We start from the raw sequence: 16,215 nt of genomic DNA on the forward strand, positions 1-16,215 counted from the left end.
TCCCACAATTTTACGACCCTCGACGGAAGCGGCTCCCACGCCCGTGCACCCCGGACGCACCTCACGCCCCGGCCAACGCCGCCAGTGCCCGCCTCCCCACCTCCCGCCCGATCGGCAGCGAAGCCGTGGCCGCGGGCGAAGGCGCGTTCAGCACATGCACCGCCCGCGCCCCCTCCCTGATCAGGAAGTCGTCCACCAGCGTCCCGTCCCGCAGGACGGCCTGCGCCCGCACCCCGGCCGCGGCCGGCACGAGATCGCCCTCCGAGACGGCGGGCAACAACCGCCGCACCGCCTGGGTGAACGCCTTCTTCGACACGGACCGCCGAAGCTCCCCGGCCCCGTACCGCCAGTGCCGCCGCGCTATCCGCCAGGAGCCGGGCCACGTCAGCGTCGCCCCCAGCTCCCGGGGCCGTACGGTCCCCCAGCCGTACCCCTCCCGGGCCAGCGCGGGCACGGCGTTGGGTCCGATGTGGACGCCCCCGTCGATCCCGCGGGTCAGATGCACCCCGAGGAACGGGAACGCCGGGTCGGGCACCGGATACACGAGCCCGCGCACCAGCTCGGGCCGCGCCAGCTCGTAGTACTCCCCCCGGAACGGCACGATCCGCATCCCGGGCTCGTCCCCCGTCATCCGGGCCACCTCGTCGCAGTGCAGCCCGGCGCAGTTCACCAGCACCCGCCCGCGGACCACATCGCCGCCCCGCACCCGTACGGCGACCCCCAGCGACGCCCGCCGGTCGATCCGCTCGACCTCGGCGCCGTACCGGATCTCGGCGCCGGACGCGCGGGCGAGCTGCCGGGCGACGCCCACGAAGTCACAGATCCCGGTGGTGCCGACATGTATGGCCGCGAGCCCGCGCACCTCCGGCTCGTACTCGGCGATCTGGGCGGCGCCCAGCTCCCGCACCGGGATCCCGTTCTCCCGGCCGCGCTGCACCAGCGCGTGCAGCCGGGGCAGCTCGGCCCGCTCCGTGGCGACGATCAGCTTGCCCGTGACGGCGTGGTCGATGCCGTACTCGGCGCAGAACTTCACCATCTCGGCGGCGCCCTCGACCGCATACGCCGCCTTCAGTGAGCCCGGCCGGTAGTAGATCCCGCTGTGGATGACACCGCTGTTCCGCCCGGTCTGGTGCCGGGCCGGTCCCGGCTCCTTCTCCAGCACGGTGACCCGCGTGCCCGGCGCCGCCCGCGTGATCGCGTACGCCGTGGACAGCCCGACGATCCCGCCGCCGACGACGAGCACATCACAGTCGTAAGCGCCCTGCCTCCGCACGCGCCCCACCTCCCGACTCCGATAGTGCACTGCACCACTGACAATGCCCTCAAACCCGGAAGCCGCCCACATGGCGCTGGTCACGTTCTCTGGCACCGGCCGCCCGAAGCCGCGCGCCGTCAGGGGCGCGGGGAACGGCGCGATCAACCCCCATGCACCCGCACTCGCGCAGACCCCACAAGCCCGGCAGATGACCAGGCGCCCGAAACCCTACGCCGGTGTCATCAACAACGGCCGTGCCCTCTCCCGCAGCTCGATCACCCGCGGCTCGTCCCCGTACGGCTCCAGCCGATGCAGCAGATCCTTCACGTACTCGGTGGTGCGCGCCGACGAGATGCGCCCCGCGACCTCCACCGCCCGTACCCCCTGCTCGCACGCCGCGTCGAGGTTGCCGGACTCCAGCTCGGCGACCGCCGACACGACGAGCCGCAGCCCGTGCGAGCGTACGAACTCCTCCGTCGGCCGCGACAGCGCCTGCTCGGTGAAGCGGCGCACCTGACGCGGCGCCTTGAGGTCGCGGTAGCACTCGGCCGCGTCCGCGGCGAACCGGTCGTACCCGTAGAAGCCGAGCCAGCTCGGGTCGTGGTCGCCGTCCCGGGCCCGCTCCAGCCACCCCTCGGCGGCCTTGAGGGCCGCCCCGGCGGCCGCCGCGTCGCCCGCGCGGGCGTGCGCCCGTGCCTCGACGAGCCGGAAGAAGCTCATGGTGCGCGCGGTGGCGAGCCCCCGGTTGCGCTCCAGCGCGGCCTGCGCGAGGTCGACGCCCTCGTCCCCGAAGCCCCGGTAGGTCGCCTGCAACGACATCGTCGCCAGGACGTACCCGCCCAGCGGCACGTCGGCCGCGGCGCGCGCCAGTCGCAGCGCCTGGATGTAGTACCGCTGCGCGGCCTCCTGTTGACCCGTGTCAAAGGCCATCCAGCCGGCGAGGCGGGTGAGTTCGGCGGAGGCTCCGAAGAGGGCGCGGCCGACCTCGTCGGAGTACGAGCCGAGCAGCAGCGGCGCCGCCTCGACCCGCAGGCACTCCGGCACCATCGACGAACGCCAGTCGCCGCCTCCGTACTTGGAGTCCCAGCGCCTGGCGTCCTCGGCGGCCTCCCGCAGCTTCTGCACATCGCTGTGGCCGACCTTCAGCGGCGACCCGGAGCCCTCAGCGGAGCCCGCTTCGCGCGCCACCGAACTGTCGGCCGGGGTTATGAGCCAGCGTGACGCGGGCGTCGCGTAGGCGCTCACCGCGAACGATCCGGCGAGGGACTGCCAGATGCCGCCGGTGCCCGCGCGGCGGCCGGCGAGGTCGAGGCGGTAGAGCTCCGTCGCCGCGCGCACCGCCTGTCCGACGTCACGGGGGAAGGCGAGGCCCACTTCGGGGGCGGGATCCGCGTCCGCCAGGCCGATCTCGTGGAGCGGCACCGGGCGGCCGAGTTTCTGCCCGATCGCGGCCGCGATGAGATGCGGCGCGGCGCCCTGGGGAACCATGCCCTTGGAGACCCACCGGGCCACCGAGGTCTTGTCGTAGCGAAGTGTCAACCCGCGTTGTGCGCCAAGATCGTTGACGCGACGCGCGAGTCCTGCGTTGCTGATTCCCGCGAGGGCGAGAACGGCGCCGAGCTTTTCGTTCGGCCCGCGTTGCTCCCTGGACATTGCGCCACCCCTCGAACAGACGGCTGCCGCGGCGGCATAGGCACGCGGCATTCGTAAACCCAGCGTAGTTCGCCGCATCCCAAGCGTTAAGGGGCCCAAATCCGGATGGCGGGATTGTGGTCCGTACGAAAGTGCGGACGAAGTACGGAGTGTTGTCACGTGCTCCCGCTGTGTGGCCGTGCGCCCGTCCGTGCGCTCTTCTCCGGCCATGGGGGGAGCGGTTCCATGGTCGTGCGTGGGTCGGCCCGCTGTACTGGATCCAGTGGGCTGGGGGACACCGCCGCCTACATCCCCGCGGGCGGCGGACCGGTCCGGGGGGCGAACTCCGCCTCCCGGACTGTGCGTTGACGCTGAGTCGCCATCGGGGGTGGAGGAGAGGGCCGGTGAACTTCGCCCCTCGTGGCCGATTTGGCTGAAAATAGACGGTGGTCGTCGAGGGTGAATACCGCCCCGACCACGTCTCTTGAGGGCGCGTTAGGTGTTTTGGGGGAGCGTACCGGGGGCGCATTCACGTCGTAGACCCGGGGTCCACCTTTGTCGACCACCCCTTCTCGGGGGCGACTTGGGGGTGTGGCGGGGGAGCGCTCAAGGCTCCCCAGGGGCGCACTCGCCGGTGTGCAAGCCACGCCGCACGCCCTCCGGCAAGCCTCCTTCGTGGCAGCATGGGAGCCGTTCGTGCGGTGCACCGGTTGTCCACAGCCTGTGGAGGCGTCGATGCGGTGGTTGGTGGGATGGAGCAGTACCGCCGCTGGCGCGCCCGCCCACGGCTCCGCCGGCGCCACCGGACCCGACGGCGAGACCGTGCACCCGGTCGGCTCGCACCTGCTCTGGGGCGGCCCCGATCCGCTGTGGGCCGTGGGCGACTGGCGCCCCGACGAGGTGCGGCTCGTGCAGGCCGACGCCCAGACCCGCATCGCCGTCCTCGGTATCTGCGGCGCCTCCGACGAGCAGCTGCGGGTGGGCCTGTTCGCCGCCCGCGGCGGTGCCCTGCGCCATCTCACCGCCTGGCCCGGCAGCTACACGGCCGTCGTCCAGGTCGGCCGCCGGCTGACCGTCTGCGGCGACCTCGCGGGCGCGCGCCCGGTCTTCCACACCCCCTGGGCGGGCGGCACGGCGTACGCGACCGCCGCCCTGCCCCTCGCCGACCTCGTCGAGGCCAACCTCGACTTCGGGCATCTGGCCGCCCTGCTGGCCGCCCCCGACGTACCGGACGCCCTCCAGGACTCCACTCCGTACGACGGCGTGCGCCGCATTCCTCCGGGGCACGCACTGATCCTGCGCGCCGGGGCGCGGGAGATCGCCGGCTACGAGCCGGTGGCCTCCCTCGCCGTCGCCGCGCCCTCCGCCGACCCGGCGAGCGCGGTGGACGCCGTCCGCGACGCCCTCGTGGAGTCCGTACGGGTCCGCCTCTCGGCTCCCCGGCACGTGCCCGACGTCGACCCCGGCCCGGTGCCCGGCATGGGCCCCGCCGAGCGCCGCGCCGCCCGGGGCATGCCCGTGCCCGGCATCGGCGCCGACGTCTCCGGCGGCCCCGCCTCCGGCACCCTGGCCCTGCTCGCCGCCGGACTGCCCGGCGCCCCCGGCACGGTCCTCGGCCACGGCACGGGCGCCGGCGAGCGCCTCCTCGCCGTCACCTTCAACGACCTGGCCACCTCCGGCCGCGAGACCGAACTGGAGCGCGCGGGCACGCTCGCCGCCAACCCCCGCCTCCACCACGTCGTGGTGACCGGCGGCGAAGAGGTCCTCCCGTACGCCGACCTCGACGTCCCCCTCACCGACGAGCCGGGCCCGTCCCTCGTGGCCGCCGCCCGCCACCGCGCCCGTCTGGCCTCCGGCAGCGCCGACCACTTCACCGGCTACGGCGCGCGCCAGGTCCTGGACGCTCATCCCGCCCGGCTCGCCGACCTCCTCATGGACCGCAAACGCCGCCACCTGGTCCGCCCGGTCGCCGCCCTCGCCAAGGCCGACGGCTCGGTGATGGTCCCCGCCCGGGTCTACGGCGCCGCGCGGAAACTGGCCCGCACCCCGTACCGCTCCGGCGTCGAAGTCCTCGCCACCCGTCTGATGCAGCGCCGCTTCGAGGAGCCCGGCGGCGCGGTGGGCGCCTCCCTGGCGGCCCTCACCTGGGCCAGACCCGGCCCCGCCGCCCGCTGGCTGACCGGCGAGGCCCTGGCAGAAGTATCGATTCGCCTGGGTGTGACGACCGGCCGCCCCACCGTCGGCCCCGGCCAGCGCCCCGGCGACTTCCGCGCCCGCGCGGCGCTGGCCCGCCACGCGGCCGACCTCAGAGTCCTCGAACAGGCCGTCGAGATCCGCTCGCAGCGCCTCCACACCCCCTTCCTGGACAACCAGGTCGTCCGCGCCTGCCGGGCCCTCCCCGAGGCGCTGCGCGTCCGGCCGGGCGCCCGCGCCGCCATACTCCGTACGGTCCTGGAGGGCGCCGGCGTCACCGACCTCCCGCCCGGCTGGGGCGCCCCGTCGCACGCGACCTCCACCGCGGCCGCCCGCACCGGTCTCCGGATGGCCGCCGACACGCTGATCACCCTCTTCGACACGCCTCTCCTCGCCCAGGCGGGCCTGGTGGAGGCCCGCGTGGTCCGCAAGGCCCTCCGCGCGGCCGCCGAGGGCGAGCCCCTCCCGCTCGACGGCCTCGCCGACCTGGTCGCCGTCGAACTCTGGCTCAGGCGCCTCCTCTCCCGCCGCGGCACGTGCTGGACCGGCACCCCGGCCAGACAGCGCGCGGTCCCGGCCGGCATCACCCCCCAACGAGGCGCCCTGGGCGCGGGGGCGACGGCCCGACGGGCCTGACAGGTGGGGTAGGCGGGGTAGGCGGGGGAGCGGAATCTCGGCATCCGGATGCGTACAACCAATGAGGCCCGCCGACGGTCTCCCTCGAGATCGGACAGTCGTCCGGCTCCCCAGCACCTCACGTGCACGTAAGCGCCCCCACCGCACGGCGCGCCCCGAGGTGCCGTAGCTCCTGTGCCTGGAGAACCATGCGTACACGTACGGCCGCGGCCGCCACCCTCGCCACCTCGGCGCTGCTCTCGCTGCTCGTCCCCGCCGCCGCCCACGCGGACACTGCGAAGGGCGACACGGTCTTCACCTCGGTGAACTTCAACCAGAAGACCTTCAACGTCGGCGTCAGCGCGGCCCAGACGGTCAGCGTCGCCGCCACGGCCAAGGACGGGTCGGGCATCAACGGCATCTACGGGGCGAAGCTCGTCAGCTCCGACGACCGGATCATCCACGCCCGCAGCGCCGACTGCACCAGACCCTCGTCCACCACCATGCGATGCGTGTTCAAGTTCACCCTGGACGCCGACCGCACCGACTACTACGACCTCAGGAACAGCTCGGCGGGCACCTGGCGCTTCACCGCCGAGGCCGCCGCCAAGGACCAGGACTTCTACGACCTGGAGACGAGCGCCAGGATCCAGGTGAAGCGCCTGGCCAGGCTCGCCGCCACCCAGGCCGGCCCCGAGCCCGTGGCCAAGGGCGGCAGACTCACCGTCACCGGGGCCCTGACCCGGGCCGACTGGAACACCAACGCGTACGTCCCGCACGCGGGTCGCTCCGTCGCCCTCCAGTTCAAGCGGTCCGGCACCTCCACGTACACGACGGTCAAGACGGTCACCACCGACTCGGGCGGAAAGCTCCGCACCACCGTCACCGCCAACACCTCCGGCACCTGGCGCTGGAAGGCCACCGCGACCTCCACGACGAGCGGAGCGACGGCGTACGGCGACACGGTGACGGCGAAGTAGCCAGTCCTGTACGAGGAGCCGCGGGCGGCCGCCCCCCTCACTCACACCTGAACGACGACTCCGCCCAGTCCGCCAGCACCGCCAGGTCGTGGGGGCCGTCCGGCTCGACGACCAGCCGTACCGTCTCCCGCCCGCCGAGGTTCACCCGGACCGGAACCGCCGGGTCACCGCCGCGCACGAGCCCGGACTTCCACAGCCGCACCCCGTCGCCGTAGACGGAGAAGTAGACCCTGCCGAGGCCGTGGGTCAGGTCGTCGACGCCGATGAGCGCGTTGTACGAGGTACAGCGGCGGTTGAGGTCGATGATCACCGAGGAGCGGCTGTGCACGGTCACCCCGTTCGCGTACCGCTCCCCGGCGACCGACATCCCGTACCGCTGCCAGACCCAGCTGCTCCCGCCGAGCCGCATCTCGGGCTCGGTGCCGTCGCCGAGGACGCCGTACCGCAGTTCGTTCCACCGGTAGACGGCCGAGGGCGGGGGCGGGGGAGCGGGTGTCGGGGGCGGCGTGGGGGACGGCCTCGGCGGCGCGGGTGTCGGGGTGGGCGTGGGGGCGGGGGTCGGCTTCGCGGACGGAGCCGGAGTCGGAGCCGCGGCTCTCGGTCGGGCGGGCGACGGGGTCGGTTTCGGCAACGGCTCGGACGCCGGCACCACCCTCGCGGGCACATGCGGAGCGGGCCGCGACTCCGGCTCCGTCGGAGGGTCCGGCTCCGGGGCGGCCTCGACGGGCTGCGAGGCGGGCGGTCTGGCCAGTGGCTCCTGGGGTTTCACCTCGTCGTTCGCCAGCGCGAGCGCCACGGCCGCGGCGACCATCCCGGCCACACTCACCGCGATTCCGGCCTTCGCCGGCGCGCCGAGGCCCTCCGCGGCGGCTCCGCCACCCGCCCCCGCGCCCCCGGAGCCACCGCTCGCCCCCACCGCCGCGCCCGCGGCCCCGGCAGCACCGGCCCCCGCGCCACCGGCGACGAGCGCGGCCACCTTCGCGTACCCGGCCGCACCGAACCATCCGATGACCGCGACGGGTACGACGGCGGGGATCCCGCTCGCGACGTCCTTGATCTGCCCGGCGGCCAGCCGGCACGCCGCGCACTCCTCCAGATGGGCGCGCAGCCCCCGTTCGGCCCGGGTCCGCAGGCTGCCGCGGGCGTACGCGCCGAGCCGGTCGGCGTAGCGGGCGCACTCCGCCGAGTTCCCGGCGAGCGTGGCGCTCACATGGGCCTGCAGATACGCCTGCTTGAGGCCCTCCCGCGCGCGGCTGGCCAGCACCCGGGTTCCATTGGCGTCCAGTCCGAAGAGCGTGGCGACCTCGCTCGGCGACTCGTCCTCGACCTCCGTGTGCCAGAGCACGGCCTGCCACCGCTCCGGCAGCGAACGGAACGCCTGCATCGCCATCGACTGCTCGGCCTCGCGCATCGCCCGCACCTCGGCCCCGAGGTCCAGCGTGTCGCTGTCCGACACCTCCGCTCCGCGCGACGCCTGCGCCGCGAACACCGCGAAGTCGTCGATCAGCTGCTCCCGCTTGGCGGAAGTCGTCCAGGTCGCGGCGACCCGCCGCACCGAGGTCAGCAGATAGGCCCGTACGGCGTGCTTCGGGCCGGAGCCCCCGCGGACCGCCTGAAGTGTCCGGGCGAAGACCTCGGCCGTCAGGTCGTCGGCGGTGTGGGCGTCCCGGCAGCAGGTCCGGGCGTACCGACGCACGGCCTGCGCGTGCCGCCGGTACAGCTCCTCGTACGCCGAGTCGTCCCCCGACCGCATCCACGCGATCAGATCGGCATCGGAGGGCGCCCTCGGCGGCAGCACACCGGAGTCGGAACGGTCCCACTGCGCCGGAACGCCGCGCCTCCCTTGCCGCGGCACCTGAGGCTCGGCCTCCGTGCCCGCCTCCGCCCCCTCCGCCGACTCGTCCCGCCCGTCAACACCCATCGCGGAAGCCCCCGCCGCCAGCCGACACAGTCCCGAACACCAGGGCAGAGTGCCATATTGGCTTTTGTTCAGTCCCTAGCACTACGGGCATACCACTCGTCCGAGCGCACTTTCCAGACCTCAGGCCATGCATTCACCCGAACGAGGCCCTGAAGGCCGCGGGCCGCCCAGGGACGCGGAGAACCGCGCGAGAACCCCCACCGGACCCGCACCCGACAACGCACCCTCGGGCCCCCGGGGTCGAAGGGGCAGCGCCCCTGGGGACGGGAACGGGTAAGGGCGGCGGGGGCGAAAGAACCACCCCACACCGCCCTCGAACGAACGACCTTCAGCCGCCCACGATCAGACAGGCCGAGACCGCAACCCGTCCAACAGAATGTCGAGCAACCGAGCCGACGCGGCAGCCTGCTGCGCCGCATCCGGCAACGAAGGCGCACCCGTGGCGATCACGAGCAACACATCCGCCACCGTCACGTCCTGGCGCAGCTCACCCGCGGCCCGGGCCCGCTCCACCAACTGCCCCACGACCTCGAGCAGTGCCGAAGCGCCGGCATCGTCCACGGGCCCACCGAGACCACCGGCGGAGCCACCCGCACCGGAGTCCGCCGACACCAGCCGAAGCTCGGTCGTCGGCTGTATCCGCTGCTGCGGCACCCGTGTCTCGTCGGCGACGATCCCGCCGACCTCGTCGGACCCGTCCTCGGCGACGCCGACCCGCAGCACCTGCGGCGGCAGCAGCCGCCCGGCACCGGAGGCCACCGACGTCCGCAGGAACCGCGACAGCGCCTGCCACGGGTCCTCCTCCTGCCCGAGCGCCACCCTGGCCTGTTCGGTGAGCCGAGACGTCTCCTCCTCGGCTATCCGGCGGACCAGAACGTCCTTGCTCGGGAAGCGCCGGTACACCGTGCCGACACCGACCCGAGCGCGGCGGGCCACGTCCTCCATCGGCGCGCCGTACCCCAGCTCGCCGAAGACCTCGCGCGCCGCGCGCAGCACGTGCTCGAGGTTGCGCTGTGCGTCCACGCGGAGCGGAGTGGACCGCACTCCGTCACCGCGTCCGTTGCCGCCCGCCGAGCCGATCGCACCGCTGGGTGCGATGGTGGACGCGGACGACCAATGGGACTCCTGAATATGCATACATGTTCCCCCGGTAATGACGTCTCCCCCCGGAGACTCTCCCCGTCATCGGAAGCCGGAGCGGCGGAACGAGCGTCCAAGGCCCTCGGTGGTCACCGATCACCTTCGTCGGAGACCCGGTCCCCGGACCGACCGTCCGTCGCGGCCCACCCGGAATCCGGACCCGGACCCGACATCCACGACCTCGACCCCGGACCCGACCGAATCTCTTGAACGCATCCCCCCTACACCCCGTCGACACACGAACATAGTTGAGAGGGAGTCAATTCAGAAGGGGCACGTTCCGCACGGAGCGCCCCTCGATCGGAGTACGGGCGGTTTACGTCCGTTTTGCGCCCCCTCCTGCAACCGGTCCCACACCTTCTGACCTGCGCACCTGCCGTGTACGCCGGTAAATCGGCCAACCCCGCGCCCCCGAGGCGACCGGTCACACAAATTGCCGGGCCTGTGGACAAACCAACGAGCAAGGTGCGTCATGGGATGGTGAAGGAACCGATGCGCATCCTCATCGTCGGCGGCGGTTACGTCGGGCTGTACACAGCGCTGCGCTTGCAGCGACAGCTGAAACCGGAACTCGGACGCGGCGACGTCGAGATCGTCGTCGTGTCCCCCGACCCCTATATGACGTATCAACCCTTCCTTCCGGAGGCGGCCGCGGGCTCCATCTCGCCCCGCCATGTCGTCGTACCGCTGCGCCGCGTCCTCGACAAGTGCAAGGTCGTCATCGGCGAGGCCACCGCGATCAACCACGCCAAGCGCGTCGCGACCCTCTCCACCCTCGCCACCGAGGAGGAGGGCTCAGCCGCCGAGCAGCTGACGTACGACGAGCTGGTCCTCGCCCCCGGGTCGATCTCGCGCACCCTGCCCGTCCCCGGGCTCGCGGACCACGGCATCGGCTTCAAGACCGTCGAAGAGGCCATCGGCCTGCGCAACCACGTCATCGAACAGATGGACATCGCCTCCTCCACCCGCGACCCCGCGATCCGTGACGCCGCCCTGACCTTCGTCTTCGTCGGCGGCGGCTACGCCGGCGTGGAGGCGCTCGGCGAGCTGGAGGACATGGCCCGCTACACCGCGCGGTACTACCACAACGTGAAGCCCGAGGACATGAAGTGGATCCTCGTGGAGGCCTCGGACCGCATCCTCCCGGAGGTCGGCGAGGAGATGGGCCGCTACACGGTCACCGAGCTGCGCCGCCGCAACATCGACGTACGCCTGCACACCCGCCTCGAATCGTGCGCCGACCGCGTCGCCGTCCTCAGCGACGGTGCCCGCTTCCCGACCCGTACGGTCGTCTGGACGGCCGGGGTGAAACCCCACCCGGTCCTCGCCGCCACCGACCTGCCGCTGAACGAGCGCGGGCGGCTGAAGTGCACCGCCGAGCTGGCGGTGGAGGGCGTCGCGCACGCCTGGGCGGCCGGTGACGCGGCCGCCGTCCCCGACGTCACCGCCGAACCCGGCAAGGAGACCGCGCCCAACGCCCAGCACGCCGTCCGCCAGGCCCGCGCCCTCGGCGACAACATCGCCCGCTCGCTGCGCGGCGAGCCCCTGGAGACGTACTCCCACAAGTACGTCGGCTCGGTCGCCTCGCTTGGCCTGCACAAGGGCGTCGCCCACGTCTACGGACGGAAACTGAAGGGCTACCCGGCCTGGTTCATGCACCGCGTCTACCACCTGAGCAGGGTGCCCACCTTCAACCGCAAGGCCCGCGTCCTCGCCGAATGGACCCTCGCCGGACTCTTCAAACGGGAGATCGTCTCGCTCGGTTCACTCGAACATCCCCGTGCGGAGTTCGAACTCGCGGCCGGTGGAAAGCCTCCTGAGAACCCGAAGGGGTCGTCCTGACCGGATCCAGGAACTCCGGCGTCCGGGCCGACGTCTGACGGATGTCGGTCCGGTCGGCCAGACTGGTCCGTGACGTGATCCATGATCCCGGGCGGGGCCACCCCCTCGCCCACAGACACCCACGACCAGGCGTCCCCCACCGCCGCACCCGGGGCAACCCCCCCGGGCCACCGGCCGGATCCGGAGCCGGCCACAGACGACCACACGAGGCACGAGGCAAGGATTCGGTGAACTTCACGCGCTGGAGCGCCCGGCTCCCCGGTACGCAGCGCCGCGCCGCAGCGCGGACCGAACACACGGTCACCCCGGACCGGCGGGGGGAAGGCTCCGTGCCCTCGGCCCGCGTCGAACGGCAGAGCGACGACCCTCCGGACGACCACCCGACCGTGCCCGCCGTCGACGACCTCCCCACCCGCGAGATCCTCGACCGCATCCCGGCCCTCGTCGCCCTCGTCCACGGCCCCGACCACCGCACGGCCTACGTCAACGACGCCTATGCCGCGGCCTTCGGCGCACGCCCCCTCGGTGAACCCGCCCGCGCGGCCCTGCCCGAGCTGGACGCCCTCGGCCTCCTCCCGCTCCTCGACCAGGTCCTGCGCAGCTCCAGACCCCGCACGGTCAAGTCCCGCAAGGCCCCCGGCGGCCGCAGCTACACGATCACCTGCACCCCCGTCGACGTACCGAGCGGCGCCGAACAGAGCGAGGGCGGCGTACTGATCTTCGCCGCCGACGTCACCGACCACGCCGAGGCCGGCGAACGCCTGCGCGCCAGCGAGCGCCGCCAGCGCGAGACCGCCGTCACCCTCCAGCGCTCCCTGCTCCCGCAGGAACTGGAACAGCCCGACGACCTGCGCATCGCCGCCGTCTACCACCCCGGCGGCACCGAGACCGCCGTCGGCGGCGACTGGTACGACGTCATCACCCTCGGCGGCGGCCGCACCGCCCTCGTCATCGGCGACGTCATGGGACGGGGCGTCCGCGCCGCCGCCGTCATGGGCCAACTGCGTACGGCCGTCCGCGCCTACGCCCGCCTCGACCTCCCCCCGCACGAGGTCCTCCAACTCCTCGACGGCCTCGCGACGGAGATCGACCCCAACCAGATCGCGACCTGCGCCTACGCCGTCCACGACCCCAACGAGGGCCGCCTGGTCTACGCCTCCGCCGGCCACCTCCCCATCCTCGTCCGGGACGAGAGCGGCACCGTCCTGCGCGCCGACGAACCGACCGGCCCGCCGCTCGGCACCGGCGGCTGGACCCACGCCTCCGGCTCCATCCCCCTCGGCCCCGGCTCCACGGCCGTCTTCTACACCGACGGCCTCGTGGAACGCCGCAACGAGGACCTCGACGAGGGCATCGCCGCCCTGGAACGCGCCCTGTCCGGCGCCACCGGCACCCCGCAGGTCGTCTGCGACCGCCTGGTCCGCTCCACCGGCGTCACCGCCGACCACGACGACGACGTGGCCGTCCTCGTCCTCCAGCACCCCTCCCGCACCGGCCCCGACAGCGAACTCTTCCGCAACGCGGCCCTCGAACTCCTCGGCGGCGTCGAAGCGGCCCCACGCGCACGCGCGTTCGCCTCCGGCGTCCTGACGAGCTGGCGCTTCCCTCCGGAACTGCACGACCTGGGCGTCCTGGCCGCCAGCGAACTCGTCGCCAACTCCCTCCAGCACGGCACCCCGCCCATGCGGCTGCGCCTGCGCCGTACCGACCGCCGCCTCATCGTCGAGGTCACCGACGGCAACGACCACCTCCCCCGTCGCCGCCGCGCCGAGCCCGCCGACGAGTCCGGCCGCGGCATCGCCATCGTCGCCACCATCGCCTCCAACTGGGGCAGCCGCCGCGCACCGGGCGGCGGCAAGGCGGTGTGGTGCGAGTTCGCCCTGCCGGGGACCGGCTGAGCGGCCTGGGGCACACCTGTTCCTTGACGGTGTCGGGGATCAGGGTGAGCGTGGACACCAGCGCCTCGGCCAGGGCGTGTTCCCCGCCGGGCGGAGTGGGTCCGGCGTAGGCGCTCCGCAGGGTCTCCGTCGGACAGGGATCCAGCGCGAGAGCGCCGTGCCGGAGCAGGTGGCGCGTGCCGCGGCCGGTGTCCTGGCCGAAAGGGGCCGCACCCGACCCCCTTCCGCGGGGCCCGGTGTCAGGCCCGGGCCGCCACCGGCTCCACGGCGGCGGTCCCGCTCCCGGCGACCACCCGGCTGCTCGCGAGCGCCGGCTGGTCCTGCACGGCCGTGAGGTGCCGCCCGAGCCGCAGCGCCAGCACGCTGATCCCCAGCGAACACAGCAGGAACGCCACGATGTACGGCGCGTGCAGCGAGGCGCCCATCGGTCCGCCGACCGCCGGACCGACCGCCAGCGCGAGCTGCTTCACCAGGGCGAAGGCCGAGTTGTACTGTCCCGCCAGCCCGGCGGGGGCGAGGTCCGCGACCAACGGCGCGACCGTCGGCGACAGCATCGCCTCCCCCAGCCCGAACAGTGCGTACGTCGAGACGAACGCGGCCACGGCCATCTCCCGGCTTCCGTGCCCGAGCCCCGCGAAGCCCGCGACAGCCCAGGCCACGGCCCAGATCAGACCGACGGCCGCGATCACCCGCGACCGCCGACGCCGCGTCACGAACCGCAGCACGGCGAACTGCGCGACGACGATCACCGCGGTGTTGGCCGCCAGCGCCGTCCCGAGCGCGGAGGTCGATATCCCGGCCGCCTCCACCCCGTACGCGCTGAGCCCCGACTCGAACTGCCCGTAGCAGGCGAAGAACAGCACGAAGCCCAGCACACACAGCTGCACCATGGCCCGGTTGCCGAGCAGCTGCGTCCAGCCGCCCTTGTCCGACGCTCCCGCGGGAACACCCTGGACCTTGGGCGCACGCGGCATCCGCACGGTCGCCATCACACCCACGAGCAGCAGGAACATCGCCGCCTGTATGGAGAACAGCAGTACGAAGGAGCCCGCGCGCGTGGCATCGACGAGATGCCCGCCTATCAGCCCGCCGACCCCGAGCCCGAGGTTCTGCAGGAAGAACTGGGTGGCGAAGGCCCGCGATCGGTTCTCCGCCCCGGAGCAGTCGACGATCATCGTCGCGAGCGCCGGCTGCATCACGGCCTGCCCCGCCCCGAGCACCGCCGCGGACAGCAACACGCTGGTCGCACCGGTGGCCAGCCCGAGGCTCAGCGACCCCGCGGCGGCGGTGACCAGGGCGGTGAGCAGCACCGGAAGCGACCCGCGCCGGACTATGGCCCGCCCCGCGAACGGCAGCACCACGAGCGCGGCGACGGCGAAGACCGCCAGCACCAGCCCCGCCGTCATCGCACCGAGATCCCGCACCTGCGCCACATAGACGTACAGATACGGGACGGTGAAGCCGAGTCCGAACGCGCCGAGCGCGTTGGCCACATGAATCCGGCGCATCGCTGCGCCCATCCCCCTGGTCACGTTCACCTGCCTAGGTAGGGAAGTCCTCCGCGCACCTGGGTAGGTGTTAGCAGTGAAGACTTCGAAGCTAAAACTTAGAACCTAAACAGTACACCTCGAAGGACTTCGATGCCAAGCGATGGCGTGCCATACTGCGGCCCATGGGCGACACCCCCGGCACCTCCGGCACCGCCGAGCCGACACTCGAAGAACAGATCGCCGCCTACCAGCGCGAGTTCCAGGACCTCGACCCCCAGGTCGAGAAGATCGTCTCGGCCCTCTCCCGGCTCCACCGCCGTATGAACGTCGCCTACGGCCGCCAGACCTCGGAGCTCGGCATCAGCAACGCCGAGTGGGAGGTCCTGAAGGCCCTCGTCCTCTCCGGCGCCCCGTACCGGATGGGCCCGAGCGAGCTGGCCAAGCGGCTCGGTCTGACGCCGGCCGCCATGACCCACCGCATCGACCGCATGGTCACGGAGGGCCTGGTCACGAGGGAGCGCGACGAGAACAACCGCGTACGGGTCATCGTCGAGCTGACCCCCGACGGCCGCGAGAAGTGGCTGGCGGCCATGCGCCTCGCCTCGGTCTTCGAGGAGGACCTGCTCCAGGACCTCTCTCCACTGGAACGCACGGTTCTGGGCGAGGTGCTGACCCGGCTCCTCCGCCGTGTCGAGCACGCCCAGCCGGACGCCGGCGGCCGGCTCACCGACCTCGACTGAGGCCGTACGCTGGAGACGGCCGAGGTTTGGCCGCGGGTCACCCGGGGGAGGCTTGACAGTCCACCCCGCGATCCGTAGAGTTCTTCGGGTTGCCGCGGAGCCGTAACGGTTCTCCGACAGCGCCTCCGCCGCTCAAGCGGCACCCAAACCAATCAGCACGATCTCCCAACCGGGGCGAATTCGGCTTGCCGGAATTCAATTCGATTTGGGTTCGGTATGGGTTCGACAGACCCGATTGGGAACTGCCGGACAGATCCGCTAAGGTTTGGGACGTCGGAACGGCCCAACAGCCGTGAAGGCAACTCCCGCTGACTGGGAATCAGGCCCGAAAGGATCTGATAGAGTCGGAAGCGCCGGAAAGGGAAACGCGGAAGCGGAAACCTGGAAAGCACCGAGGAAATCGGATCGGAAAAAGATCTGATAGAGTCGGAAACGCAAGACCGAAGGGAAACTGCCCGGAGGAAAGCCCGAGAGTAGCTCGGGTGAGTACAAAGGAAGCGTCCGTTCCT

General features: G+C 72.6%; 10 protein-coding genes. 5 read left to right on the plus strand and 5 right to left on the minus strand.

What is annotated here, in order from left to right; genetic code table 11:
- Positions 1–61 precede the first annotated feature (61 nt).
- Together lhgO and ACZ52C_RS13195 are read right to left on the minus strand one after the other, a co-directional pair.
- Positions 62–1,273, minus strand: a complete 1,212-nt coding sequence (gene lhgO / locus ACZ52C_RS13190) for an L-2-hydroxyglutarate oxidase (protein WP_469074769.1) — start codon at positions 1,271–1,273, stop codon at positions 62–64.
- A 210-nt stretch (positions 1,274–1,483) separates the two neighbouring features.
- A complete protein-coding gene (locus ACZ52C_RS13195; protein ID WP_045563333.1) occupies positions 1,484–2,908 on the minus strand; it encodes a hypothetical protein in 1,425 nt (474 codons plus the stop codon).
- Positions 2,909–3,622: 714 nt separating this feature from the next.
- On the opposite strand from ACZ52C_RS13195, the gene ACZ52C_RS13200 reads away from it, so the two are divergent.
- Positions 3,623–5,716, plus strand: a complete 2,094-nt coding sequence (locus ACZ52C_RS13200; RefSeq protein ID WP_469074770.1) for an asparagine synthase-related protein — start codon at positions 3,623–3,625, stop codon at positions 5,714–5,716.
- A gap of 188 nt (positions 5,717–5,904) precedes the next feature.
- A complete protein-coding gene (locus ACZ52C_RS13205; RefSeq protein ID WP_469074771.1) occupies positions 5,905–6,675 on the plus strand; it encodes a calcium-binding protein in 771 nt (256 codons plus the stop codon).
- 37 nt (positions 6,676–6,712) lie between these two features.
- Here the strand turns inward: ACZ52C_RS13205 and ACZ52C_RS13210 are convergent, their stop codons facing one another.
- Positions 6,713–8,596, minus strand: a complete 1,884-nt coding sequence (locus tag ACZ52C_RS13210; RefSeq protein WP_469074772.1) for a sigma-70 family RNA polymerase sigma factor — start codon at positions 8,594–8,596, stop codon at positions 6,713–6,715.
- A gap of 342 nt (positions 8,597–8,938) precedes the next feature.
- Complete coding sequence (locus ACZ52C_RS13215; RefSeq protein WP_469074773.1) at positions 8,939–9,733, minus strand: TetR/AcrR family transcriptional regulator; 795 nt, start codon at positions 9,731–9,733, stop codon at positions 8,939–8,941.
- Positions 9,734–10,213: 480 nt separating this feature from the next.
- Between ACZ52C_RS13215 and ACZ52C_RS13220 the strand changes: the two genes are divergently transcribed.
- Both ACZ52C_RS13220 and ACZ52C_RS13225 read left to right on the plus strand, forming a co-directional pair.
- Positions 10,214–11,578 carry an NAD(P)/FAD-dependent oxidoreductase gene (locus ACZ52C_RS13220; RefSeq protein ID WP_469074774.1) on the plus strand — a complete coding sequence of 455 codons (1,365 nt, stop codon included), beginning with the start codon at positions 10,214–10,216 and terminating at the stop codon, positions 11,576–11,578.
- 227 nt (positions 11,579–11,805) lie between these two features.
- Positions 11,806–13,476: an ATP-binding SpoIIE family protein phosphatase gene (locus ACZ52C_RS13225; RefSeq protein WP_469074775.1), complete on the plus strand. Its 1,671-nt coding sequence runs from the start codon at positions 11,806–11,808 to the stop codon at positions 13,474–13,476.
- 239 nt (positions 13,477–13,715) lie between these two features.
- Here the strand turns inward: ACZ52C_RS13225 and ACZ52C_RS13230 are convergent, their stop codons facing one another.
- The gene (locus tag ACZ52C_RS13230) at positions 13,716–14,996 is read right to left on the minus strand and encodes an MFS transporter (RefSeq protein WP_469074776.1); all 1,281 of its coding nucleotides are present in this window, start codon (positions 14,994–14,996) and stop codon (positions 13,716–13,718) included.
- 152 nt (positions 14,997–15,148) lie between these two features.
- On the opposite strand from ACZ52C_RS13230, the gene ACZ52C_RS13235 reads away from it, so the two are divergent.
- The gene (locus tag ACZ52C_RS13235; protein WP_086800706.1) at positions 15,149–15,706 is read left to right on the plus strand and encodes a MarR family winged helix-turn-helix transcriptional regulator; all 558 of its coding nucleotides are present in this window, start codon (positions 15,149–15,151) and stop codon (positions 15,704–15,706) included.
- Positions 15,707–16,215 lie beyond the last annotated feature (509 nt).

Source organism: Streptomyces sp. NPDC034049 (assembly GCF_055575575.1).

What these genes read in the sequence shown, in the direction of transcription:
- ACZ52C_RS13195 (WP_045563333.1), bottom strand. Translation starts at nt 2,908, where the DNA reads ATGTCCAGGGAGCAACGCGGGCCGAACGAAAAGCTCGGCGCCGTTCTC.
- ACZ52C_RS13200 (WP_469074770.1), top strand. Translation starts at nt 3,623, where the DNA reads ATGCGGTGGTTGGTGGGATGGAGCAGTACCGCCGCTGGCGCGCCCGCC.
- ACZ52C_RS13205 (WP_469074771.1), top strand. Translation starts at nt 5,905, where the DNA reads ATGCGTACACGTACGGCCGCGGCCGCCACCCTCGCCACCTCGGCGCTG.
- ACZ52C_RS13210 (WP_469074772.1), bottom strand. Translation starts at nt 8,596, where the DNA reads ATGGGTGTTGACGGGCGGGACGAGTCGGCGGAGGGGGCGGAGGCGGGC.
- ACZ52C_RS13215 (WP_469074773.1), bottom strand. Translation starts at nt 9,733, where the DNA reads ATGCATATTCAGGAGTCCCATTGGTCGTCCGCGTCCACCATCGCACCC.
- ACZ52C_RS13220 (WP_469074774.1), top strand. Translation starts at nt 10,214, where the DNA reads ATGGTGAAGGAACCGATGCGCATCCTCATCGTCGGCGGCGGTTACGTC.
- ACZ52C_RS13230 (WP_469074776.1), bottom strand. Translation starts at nt 14,996, where the DNA reads ATGGGCGCAGCGATGCGCCGGATTCATGTGGCCAACGCGCTCGGCGCG.
- ACZ52C_RS13235 (WP_086800706.1), top strand. Translation starts at nt 15,149, where the DNA reads ATGGGCGACACCCCCGGCACCTCCGGCACCGCCGAGCCGACACTCGAA.